The 9,634-nt window shown below is 59.1% G+C and carries 10 protein-coding genes; 2 read left to right on the top strand and 8 right to left on the bottom strand.

Annotated features, from left to right (window positions below; genetic code table 11):
* Positions 1-822: H-X9-DG-CTERM domain-containing protein (locus tag ACH2EH_RS18900; RefSeq protein WP_395144069.1), on the top strand; the 822-nt coding region annotated here is incomplete at its 5' end.
* Positions 823-860: 38 nt separating this feature from the next.
* Here ACH2EH_RS18900 and ACH2EH_RS18895 read toward each other — a convergent pair.
* The 8 genes from ACH2EH_RS18895 to ACH2EH_RS18860 form a co-directional block, all read right to left on the bottom strand.
* Positions 861-1,580, bottom strand: a complete 720-nt coding sequence (locus ACH2EH_RS18895) for an SDR family oxidoreductase (RefSeq protein ID WP_395144068.1) — start codon at positions 1,578-1,580, stop codon at positions 861-863.
* Complete coding sequence (locus tag ACH2EH_RS18890; protein WP_395144065.1) at positions 1,577-1,783, bottom strand: hypothetical protein; 207 nt, start codon at positions 1,781-1,783, stop codon at positions 1,577-1,579. Before ACH2EH_RS18890 ends, ACH2EH_RS18895 begins: the two co-directional genes overlap by 4 nt.
* Positions 1,780-1,980, bottom strand: a complete 201-nt coding sequence (locus tag ACH2EH_RS18885) for a hypothetical protein (protein ID WP_395144063.1) — start codon at positions 1,978-1,980, stop codon at positions 1,780-1,782. Before ACH2EH_RS18885 ends, ACH2EH_RS18890 begins: the two co-directional genes overlap by 4 nt.
* A gap of 5 nt (positions 1,981-1,985) precedes the next feature.
* Complete coding sequence (locus tag ACH2EH_RS18880; protein WP_395144060.1) at positions 1,986-2,846, bottom strand: DUF4349 domain-containing protein; 861 nt, start codon at positions 2,844-2,846, stop codon at positions 1,986-1,988.
* Between the two features lie 6 nt (positions 2,847-2,852).
* On the bottom strand, positions 2,853-3,803 hold the full coding sequence (locus ACH2EH_RS18875; RefSeq protein ID WP_395144057.1) for an aldo/keto reductase: 951 nt from the start codon (positions 3,801-3,803) through the stop codon (positions 2,853-2,855).
* Complete coding sequence (locus ACH2EH_RS18870) at positions 3,785-4,552, bottom strand: enoyl-CoA hydratase-related protein (RefSeq protein ID WP_395144054.1); 768 nt, start codon at positions 4,550-4,552, stop codon at positions 3,785-3,787. Before ACH2EH_RS18870 ends, ACH2EH_RS18875 begins: the two co-directional genes overlap by 19 nt.
* The gene (locus ACH2EH_RS18865) at positions 4,549-5,625 is read right to left on the bottom strand and encodes a type II secretion system protein GspD (protein WP_395144052.1); all 1,077 of its coding nucleotides are present in this window, start codon (positions 5,623-5,625) and stop codon (positions 4,549-4,551) included. The genes ACH2EH_RS18870 and ACH2EH_RS18865 overlap by 4 nt, the downstream gene beginning before the upstream one ends.
* A gap of 279 nt (positions 5,626-5,904) precedes the next feature.
* On the bottom strand, positions 5,905-8,049 hold the full coding sequence (locus ACH2EH_RS18860; RefSeq protein ID WP_395144050.1) for a PSD1 and planctomycete cytochrome C domain-containing protein: 2,145 nt from the start codon (positions 8,047-8,049) through the stop codon (positions 5,905-5,907).
* Between the two features lie 41 nt (positions 8,050-8,090).
* On the opposite strand from ACH2EH_RS18860, the gene argS reads away from it, so the two are divergent.
* On the top strand, positions 8,091-9,634 hold a 1,544-nt coding region (gene argS, locus ACH2EH_RS18855), incomplete at its 3' end, for an arginine--tRNA ligase (RefSeq protein WP_395144048.1).

The following is a 9,634-nucleotide window of genomic DNA, read 5'->3' as shown; positions in this document are numbered from 1 at the left end:
GGTGTTATGCAGTATGTGCAGGATTACGATGAAACCTACCCCACTGCCTACTACTACAAGAATAATACAGCTACTGTAAATGGTGGTTCGGCGGGTGGCTACGTTCACATGAGCGTTCTTATCAATCCTTATCTTAAGAATGCCCAGGTTTGGGTCTGTCCTTCCGATGCTCTCCGAGGTGTAGGGCCAGATAACCCTGCTTGCCCTGACTGGACAAATATCACCCAGCCCGGTTGTGAAGCACAGGTGCCACGTCTCTCTTATATCCCGAACTCCTCGATCATGCCCCGCAAGCGTGGGCCACAAGATGCCCCCAATGTTGTCTCGATGGCGGCGGTGGATGCTCCTGCCGATGTCATCGCCATTGGCGAGATGACCGACTTTAGCAACTGTATCTTCCTGGGCTCGACCGGCCAGCAGAACAATGAGCGCCGTAACAAGAGCCACCGTCCTGTCAATGCCATGATGCGAACCGCAGGTGGTGGACAGTGGGCGGGGCAGAGTGTTGCTGACGTGACCGGCCCACTTTTTGCCATAACCCAAGCTGCGGCCCAAGGTGCCGAAGGCTGGGGCGGCCCTGCGGATACCCGTGGGATCACCAACACCGCAGGCTGCCGTGGGACGGCTGCTGACGGTGGTCTGCACATCCGCTTCATGTCTCCTGGTCGTCACTCGGGTGGCTCTAACTACATGTTTGCCGATGGTCATGCCAAGTGGCACCGCTTCAACGACACCATCAACCCGAACCGCTTCCTCTGGGGCCGTACCTACTTCCCCTCCGGCCAGCCGGTTTTGGATCAGGCAGGTTTCCAGGTTCGCTAAGAATCGCTCGACACGCACGCGCGGGGGCGAGCCTGCCGTTACGCCAGGTAGGCACCCCGTGCGAGAAAGCCACCATCCACCGCGACACACTGCCCTGTGATATGGCGTGCGGCGGGCAGGCAGAGAAACGCGACGGCGGCAGCCACATCCTCCGGTTCCGCAATTCGGCCTAGCGGGGTGCTTGCCAGAACGCGCGCAAGCCGCTCGGGATCATCGAGCACGGGCTGTGCCAGGGGAGTGCGGGTGTAGAACGGATTGACGGAGTTCACCCGAATCCCGTCACCGGCCCACTCCACGGCAAGATAGCGCGTGAGCTGATCCAGAGCCGCCTTGCTCAGTGCATAGGCCACGCCCGTTCCAATCGCCACACTGCTGGCCACCGAGCCGATAGCGACGATGCAGCCGCGATTTTCTGCAAGTGTAGGCTGTGCGGCGCGGCAGAGGCGAAACACAGCATCCAGGTTGGTTCCCAGCACCCGCTCGTAGTCCGAATCGGAAAGCTCCGTGGTGGGCTTACGGACATTGGTTCCAACGTTGTTAACCAGAATCTCCAGCCCGCCGAGCGTTTCGTAGGCCCGCGCGAGAATACGCTCCGCTGCGCCGTCCTCGGAGATATCCGCACAGATATCCGCCCCGGAGCGCGCCACCGTGAGCACCGTCGCTCCCAGCTCGCGCAGCTCCGCGACAACTGCCGCGCCAATCCCACGCGTCCCGCCCGTCACCAGAGCCCGCTGGCCGTCCAATCGCCAGCGGCTCATTGATTTGCTACCAGTTTGTCGTACTCCGCATGACTCCCGATTCCGGCGCGGACTGACCAGAGTTCATCAATACGTTTTAGCTGGAGCGAGGGATGTTCCGGAGATTCCTCAAGGAGCCTGAAATTCTTATCTGCGACATCACGAATTTCTTTGGGTAACGCATTATAGTCCTCCCAAAAATGAGGAGTCGTGCGGTTTGTCATGGCAATGGACGTGTTTTTTTGTTACGGCTTGCCTCTTTTGCTTCGGCGATTAGATAGGCTAGCTTTCCTAACTTGAGATCTGTAGCTATTTGGCTATCCCATTGTTCGTCACGGTAGGTATCAAACCAGCTCATGAATTCCCGAAGCTCTTTAGAGGAAAGCTTTTGAACTGCCACTTCTAACTCGACAATGCTCATAATCTCTATTTTATCGTCCTTTTTTTCACGATACGGAACACAATCCAGCAGACGAGTGCGAGCGGCAGAACCCAGGGCGCGAGTGCGACGACGATGAGCAGGATCCCCACAAAAAAGGCTTTAAGGTTCTCCACGGAGGCGCTGAAGCTGCGGGAGACTTGCGTTGCGAGTGTCGGGGGGCCTTCGGGGACGAAGTTCTTGACTTCCTTCAGGGTAATGGTAATCGTGGACAGATCAGTCTGGTTGGTGAGGAAGCGCAGGCGGCCCTCGATGCGCTCGATCTCATCGCGTACCCGGCTCAGCTCTTTCTCGACCGTGAGCACTTCGGTGAGCTTGCCCGTGGCCTTCTGAAGTAGCTCCACCAAGCGGGTCTCTTCGATCTTTTTGTTCTTGAGCCGTGCCGCGACATCGTAGAATTCTTCGCTCACATCGTCGGCCTTGCGGTTACTGCTCTGAAGCTCTCCGAGGGCGGGGAGGGCTTTCAAGAACGCATCGAACTTCTCAGCAGGAAGGCGCACCGTCCACGAACCCTCACGCGTCTCGCCGCGCACACCGGTTCGGTTGGCGTTGCTGATGTACCCGCCAAACTCTTTGGCGCGGGCTTCCAGCGCGTCGGAGGCTTTGTCCAGGTCCTCACAGACCAGCGTCACCTCGCCGGTGAAGATAATCTTGCGCGGCAGGGCCGGTGCTTTTGGCGCAGACACTTCCGCTTCCGTTTTGGCTTCTCCAGCGACCATTCCCGAGGCAGTAGAGGCGGGAGCATCGAGCGACACTGATTTTCCCGCTGACATTGGCATTGAGGAGCCTGGCTGGCCCTGGCAGCCTGTTAGGAGCGCAAGGCCGACGAGAGGAAGGTATCGTTTCATAGGTGTTTAGTCCTCAAGGGCGGCAAGAACGTTCATTTTTTCTTCGTCGGTGAGCTGCCAGCCCGCCGTGTTGAGATTCTGCGCCACTTGCTGGGGGCTGCGCGCCCCGATAATGGCGCAAGTGAGGGCGGGATGCGAGAGCACCCAGGCGGCGGCTAAGTTGCCGACAGTTTTCCCGTGCGCCTGTGCGATGGGTCGCAGACGCTCGACAAAGGCGAGGTTCTTGGTAAGCTGAGGCTCCTGAAAGAGCGGGTTCTTGCGCCGCCAGTCGTCGTCGGCCACGCGGTTGATGTCAAAGCTGCCCGAGAGAAGCCCGGCTTGCATGGGAGAGTACGCCACCACGCCGACCCCATTTTCGAGGCACCAGGGCAGAATCTCCACCTCGACTTCGCGCCGGAGCAGAGAGTAGGGCGGCTGGAGGCTCTGCACACGGCGGAGGGCGTGGCATTTCTTGAGCAGTGGCACATCGAAGTTGCTCACGCCGATAAAGCGGCACTTCCCAGCGTCTTGCAGCTCCGCCATCATTGCCCACGAGTCCTCCAGCGGCGTCTCGGTGTCGTTGTCCGGCCAGTGGATCTGAAATAAGTCTACACAATCTAATTGCAAGCGCCGAAGCGAGTCGTCGAGCTGCTTTTTGATGGACTCCGGGCGCAGATCGCTCTGGGGACGTTCCGCGTCGGTGGCCCCACGCACGCGGCCACACTTGGTCGCCACAAAGACGGGCTGGCCGAACTCGCGCACTGCCTTGCCTACCACCGTCTCGGAATGACCGAAGCCGTAGACCGCCGCTGTGTCGATCCAGTTGCCGCCGAGCTCTAGGTACTTGAGCATCGCGGCAATCGAGTCGTTGTCGTCCTGGGGACCCCAGCCAAACACATAGGGACCGCCTGCGGCCCATGCTCCAAAACCGACCGTGGTGAGCTGCGGCCCACCGTTTCCTAGCTCTCTCGTTTCCATACGGGCTTTCTCTTTTCTAAAAATGCCCGAATCCCTTCCTGACCCTCAGGAGAAACTCGGATTTTTGCAATGGCTTCCACGGTGTCCGCCGTCCCTGCCGCCAGCTCGCGCAGGAGCTGTTTTGAGGCGACAATGGCTTTGGGACCCGCCTTACCCGCATCCGTGAGGACGCTATTCACGCTGGCAGCAAGATCGTCGGCGGGCACCACTTCCTGCACCAGCCCGAGCCGGAGCGCGGTCAGGGCATCAAAGCGTCGCCCTGTGGTGAAGTACGCCCTCGCTGCGCCGAGTCCGATTTTTTCCACCACAAAGGGGCTGATGACGGCAGGAATGATCCCGAGCTTGACCTCGGAGAAGGCAAACGTGGCACTGGCGCTGGCAATTGCGTAGTCGCACGCCGCCACTAAGCCCGCCCCGCCGCCCATTGCCGCGCCATTGACAGCAGCGATCGTTAGTTTGGGGCACTGCGCGATCGTTTCGAAAAGCACACGGACTTTGTGGGCATCCGCGAGATTCTCTTGTTGGCTATAATCAATCATCTTGCCCATCCACTCCAGATCAGCTCCCGAACAGAAGCTCACTTCATTGCCTGAGAGGACGATGATTCGAACGTCGGGATTGGCCCCAAGGTCCTGGTAAGCTTTCGTCAGCTCTGCAATGAGAACTTCGTTGAGAGCATTGTGTACTTCAGGGCGGTTCAATCTCACACGGGCAATCGTGCCCTCCTGCAAAATTTGTGTCGTTGTCATGGCTTTTGAATGGTTGCTTTCAAGATGATTACCAGCTCTGAGCGGCCTTTGTCGCGGGCATTGCGGCGGAAGAGTTGGCCCAGGAGGGGAAGATCGCCTAGCAAGGGCACTTTGCGCAGAGCCGTGGCCTCATTCTCACCGATCAGACCGCCGATGACAAGTGTTTCCCCATCTTTGAGGCGCACCGATGTCTGCACCGTGCGGCGTGAGATACGTGGCAGAGAAATCCCATTAGCGAGTGTGTCTATCTGGGTGAGGCTACCGACCTCCGGGTTTACTTTGAGAAGTATGGTTCCATCGGGATTGGCGAGGGCGGTGACATTGAGCTCGACCCCGACATTAACCTTTTGTGATTGAAGCACGGTTCCATTGGCAGAGACTTGCGTTCCACTGAGGAAGGAGACTTCATCACCAATAAAGATCCGCGCACGCTGGTTGTAGAGCACGATAAGTTTTGGGTTCGCGAGCAGTCGTGCCTGGTTTTTCTGAATCGCGGCATCAACCGCGGCATTAAAAGTGATGGGGCTACGCGTGGTGCGGCCAAAGAGAATATCGTTGCCCTTGCGCTCGGGAAGTGGCTTCTCAACCGTCAGTGATGTTGATTTACCTCCCGGCGCGAGGTCGTAGGAGATGCCAAGCGCACTGGAGAAGCCCTCGTTGATATCCAGAATCTGTGCCTCGATGAGCACCTGCGGTGCAGGCAGGTCAAGCTGCTCCAAGATTGCCAGAGCTTCTGCCACTTTTTCCGGTGTGCCTTTGAGTACCAAAAAGCGCACAAACTGATCTTTTACGTCGGTGGCCACGGTATCCGCCGTAGATGCTGCTGCACGCGGCGTGGGGGATACCGCTACCCCAAGATCCTCCCCTTGAAGGGTATCGCGGACATACTTGGGCTGAGGGCCGAGCAGGGTCTGTATTTCGGGAAGTAGCTTGGTCATCAGCTCCGAGAGCTCTTTGGGCGTGGCGTACTTGATCTGATAGAGCTTGATCGTACTGGCAGCCGCGGGGGGCGTCTGCGCCTGGACGGAGGGAGAAAATGCTAGAAGAACCAACGCCGCTGTAACGTGTTTCATGGTGGGCATTGTACCCGACTGTACGGATGGGCAGGTATTTTTACGGTATGGCAGATAGGTCATCCTGAGGCTATCTTTAAAGTCGCAAAACACAAGAAAGCGACCCAAGATGACCCAAACACATTCTACGGCACTCACGCTCGATTCCACTGCTATAAACGAAAGTCAGTACGAGACTGAAACACCCCTACTCAAAAATCAAGACTGGATGATGCACTAGGGCTCCTGAATGCGAAGAGATTACTTAACTCCAGCGACGGAGCTCATCACTGGAGTTTTTTATCTGATATAGACAAACTCATTCAGATTGATCAGGGTATGGCAGAACTCGGGCAACGAGCGGGTTTTGAGGAAGCGCAGGCTAAGCTGGCGTTCTTTGGGGGTGGGGGAGCGGCCAAAGCAGAGGCGATACGCACGGTCTATCTGTGCCCAGGTATCACCAGGGCGCTCACGCGCTAGCCGCTCGGCGAAGAGGGCAGCCTGGCGCAGAACAAGCGGATCGTTGAGAAGCATCAGTGCCTGCAGTGGCGTTGTGGTGATATTGCGCTGGGCAACCGTGTAGGTAATCTCCGGGCAGTCGAAGACTTCTAGCTGAGGTAAAAGCAGCGATCGCTTCACCTTCACATAGACACTGCGCCGCCAAGTCTTGGGGCTATCTTCGCCCTCGGGCCAGTTCATGCCCTGGAAGGTGTCGGCGCGTAGAGTGGGATCCACGGGTGGGTAGACCGCTGGCCCTCCGATTTCGAGGTTCAGGGTTCCTGCGACTGCGAGCAGGCTATCGCGAACCGCCTCGCCCTCCAGTCGTCGTACGGACATGCGCCAGAGCAGCTTGTTCTGCGGGTCGGCCTTGAGGGCATTAGGGCGAATGTCGGAGGCTTGCTGGTAGGTCTTCGAGAGAAGCATCAGGCGATGTAGGGTTTTGACACTCCAGCCGCTCTCGGTAAACTGCCGCGCGAGCGTGTCTAGTAGCTCGGGGTGCGTGGGGAGGTCGCCGTTGAGCCCAAAGTTGCTGGTAGAGGCGACGATCCCGCGCCCAAAGTGGTGCTGCCAGACACGGTTCACCAGCACGCGCGCCGTGAGCGGATTCTCTTTGGCTGTTAGCCACTGTGCCAGCGCTGCCCGTCGGCCTGTGGTCTTGGTGTCTTTTGGCGCGGCACCAACTTCCTCCTCGCCGCCGGGGAGCGAGCAGATAAAGCCGGGCTTGATCTCTGTACCCGGCTGGTAGGCATCGCCGCGTCGGAGCAGAAAGGATGGCCCAAACTCCCGACCTTTGTCAGTGACTGCCTGGGCTTTTCCGCCGGGAATGTCCACCTCACGGCGCTCGGTGGGGGCGAAGATCGCGGCGAGGCGGTAGTAGTCGGTCATCTTCACGGGGTCGTATTTATGGTCGTGGCAGCGCGCGCAGCCGACGGTGAGGCCCAGCACGACGGAGCTCGTGGTAGCGACCAGATCATCTAGCTCGTTGGCGCGGGTGCGGGCGTTGTTCTCCACAATGTCCTGCGGGCCACACGCCAAGTAGCCCGTCGCGATCCAGGCGTTGTTATCGCTGGGCTTGAGCTCGTCGCCCGCAAGTTGCAGCCGAATAAACTCATCGTAGGGCAGGTCTTTGTTGAACGCATCAATGACCCAGTCCCGGTAGCGCCACATGAGGTTCCGGTCTTTGTCACCCTCGAAGCCGCCCGAGTCGGCGTAGCGTGCCAGATCCAGCCAGTGCCGTCCCCAGCGCTCGCCGTAGCGCGGGCTTACCAGGAGCGCCTCGACGAGGTTCTCGTAGGCCTTCGGGTCGGTATCGCGCACAAACGCCTCGACAGCTTCCGGCGCAGGGGGCAGCCCCCACAGATCGGCATAGACGCGGCGAATGAGAACCCGGCGCGGCGCGGGCGGCGCGAGCGAGAGCCCAGCGGCCTTGAGCTTGGCTGTGATGAAGGGATCAATACCTGCTCCTTGGCCCACACTGAGCGGGGAAAGCGGCTTGAAGGACCACCACGTTTGTTTCTGCGCTGTCTCTAGTTTGGCCGAGCTTCCCCAGGGCGCGCCGCCGTCTATCCAGTCCTTAAGAATCTGAATCTCACTCGCCGGGAGCTTTCCGCCCGGTGGCATGAGCGGGGCGCGGCTTCCGGTGAGGAGCTTGTGCAGCAGGCTTTTCTCGGCACTGCCCGGGACAATCGCCACGCCGCGTGTGCCACCTTTGAGCGAGCTCTCGCGGCTCCGCAGGTCGAAGTGGGAGAGTTGGGTATCTACGCCGTGGCAGCCGAGGCAGTGCTTCTCTAGGATCGGTTTTACCTTGGTCTCAAAGTATACCGCGTCCACTTTAACAACTTTCTCGGCGGGCTTGGTGACCTTCTGGGCATCGGCGGTGCGCAGAGAACAGAACCCGATAAGTGCACCGAGTCCCAGTGCCGAAAGCCTTCCTCGCCAGTTCATGGGCTTATTATATCCGAGGGGCTCATGGTATCCTGAACCCCATGAACTTGAACTATGTCTTTGACCGCCTGCGGGCGGAGGCGACCCTCGCACTGGTTGCCACGGGGTTGATTGAGACGTCGGCAATTGCGCTGGCGGAGCCTAAAAACAGAGAACTTGCGGATCTTGCTTGCCCTATTTTCGCGGCGGCAAAAGCGGCAGGAGAATCCCCGCCGGTGTTTTCGCAACGACTCGCCGCCGCCGTTCGTCTGGAGAGCAGCGGGCTACTGGCGACCGTCGAGGCCGCCGGTGGGTTTGTGAACTTCACGGTTCGCCCCGAGGTGCTCGCAAGTGCCGTGCTTGAGGAAGTGACGCGCCTGGGCGATGCGTTTGGCAAAGACAGCTCGGTAGGCAGCGGCGAGAAAGTGATTGTCGAATACAGCTCGCCCAACATCGCCCGTAAGATGCATGTCGGGCACCTGCGCTCCACGGTGATCGGGCATAGTTTACGGCTCATCTTCGAGGCGCTGGGCTACGACGTGATCGCGGACAACCACTTAGGCGACTGGGGCACGCAGTTCGGGATGCTCCTGGCCGCAATTGATCTCTGGAAACTCACGCCGTGGGACGACCCGGATCCCGTGCAGAGCCTGGTGGTGGTCTACGCGAAGTACAATAGCGAAGCCAAAGACGACGAGAGCCTAAAAGACCTGGCGCGGGCCTGGTTCAAGAAGCTGGAAGACGGCGATGTGTGGGCGCGGCAGACATGGCAGACGCTCATTGATATCACGATGGCCGAGTTTAGCCATACCTACGACCGGCTCGGAATCCACTTCACGACCCAGCACGGAGAGAGTTACTTTGAGTCCATGATGCCCGGCGTGATGGCCGAAGCTGTTGAGAAAGGTGTCGCGGTTCGGGACGCGGGCGGCGCACTGGTCGTGGGGTTCGATGATAAGCTGCCAAGCTGCCTCTTGCAAAAGTCCGATGGGGGAACACTCTACCAGACCCGCGACGCTGCCACTTGCCTCCACCGCTTAGAACACTACGCTCCGGCGCGCAATATCTATGTGGTCGGGGCAGAGCAGAAGCTGCACTTTCAGCAGGTCTTTGAGATCGTGCGGCGCATGGGCTACGCAAAAATTGCCGATGTCAGCATCCATATTAGCTTCGGGAAAGTCAGCCCACCCAACGGCGGGCGCTTCTCGATGCGTGAAGGAAATGTTGTCTTTCTGAATGATGTGCTGGACGAAGCCGTGGAGCGCGCCGAGGCAAAGATGCGAGCAAGTATCGCCGACGGACGCTCGGAGATTACCGCGGCGGAGATTCAGGACGTTGCCGACATGTTGGGAATCGGGGCGGTGATCTACGCCGATCTTTTTCAGGGGCCGGATCGAAATATCACCTTCGACTGGGACAAGATGCTCGCTGACACAGGCAACACCGCGATGTATCTCCAGTACGCCTACGCCCGCTGCCGGAGTATTCTACGAAAGGCTACCCAGAGCCCCCTAGCCCCCAATAATGGGGGAAATCTGCTGGTGCATCCGGCGGAGCAGGCCATGCTCAAGCAGCTTGCCCGAATGCCCCACGCGGTGCGCGAGGC

Source organism: Armatimonas sp. (genome assembly GCF_043760365.1).
In the GTDB taxonomy this organism is placed as follows: Bacteria; Armatimonadota; Armatimonadia; order Armatimonadales; family Armatimonadaceae; genus Armatimonas.
The sequence above is the reverse complement of the archived record's forward strand: the minus strand, read 5'-3'. Positions and strand labels throughout refer to the sequence as shown.

Bases quoted from the DNA above. Each gene is read 5' to 3' on its own strand.
- ACH2EH_RS18890 (WP_395144065.1), bottom strand. From the start codon at position 1,783: ATGACAAACCGCACGACTCCTCATTTTTGGGAGGACTATAATGCGTTA.
- ACH2EH_RS18870 (WP_395144054.1), bottom strand. From the start codon at position 4,552: ATGACAACGACACAAATTTTGCAGGAGGGCACGATTGCCCGTGTGAGA.
- ACH2EH_RS18875 (WP_395144057.1), bottom strand. From the start codon at position 3,803: ATGGAAACGAGAGAGCTAGGAAACGGTGGGCCGCAGCTCACCACGGTC.
- ACH2EH_RS18885 (WP_395144063.1), bottom strand. From the start codon at position 1,980: ATGAGCATTGTCGAGTTAGAAGTGGCAGTTCAAAAGCTTTCCTCTAAA.
- ACH2EH_RS18865 (WP_395144052.1), bottom strand. From the start codon at position 5,625: ATGAAACACGTTACAGCGGCGTTGGTTCTTCTAGCATTTTCTCCCTCC.
- ACH2EH_RS18880 (WP_395144060.1), bottom strand. From the start codon at position 2,846: ATGAAACGATACCTTCCTCTCGTCGGCCTTGCGCTCCTAACAGGCTGC.
- ACH2EH_RS18895 (WP_395144068.1), bottom strand. From the start codon at position 1,580: ATGAGCCGCTGGCGATTGGACGGCCAGCGGGCTCTGGTGACGGGCGGG.
- ACH2EH_RS18860 (WP_395144050.1), bottom strand. From the start codon at position 8,049: ATGAACTGGCGAGGAAGGCTTTCGGCACTGGGACTCGGTGCACTTATC.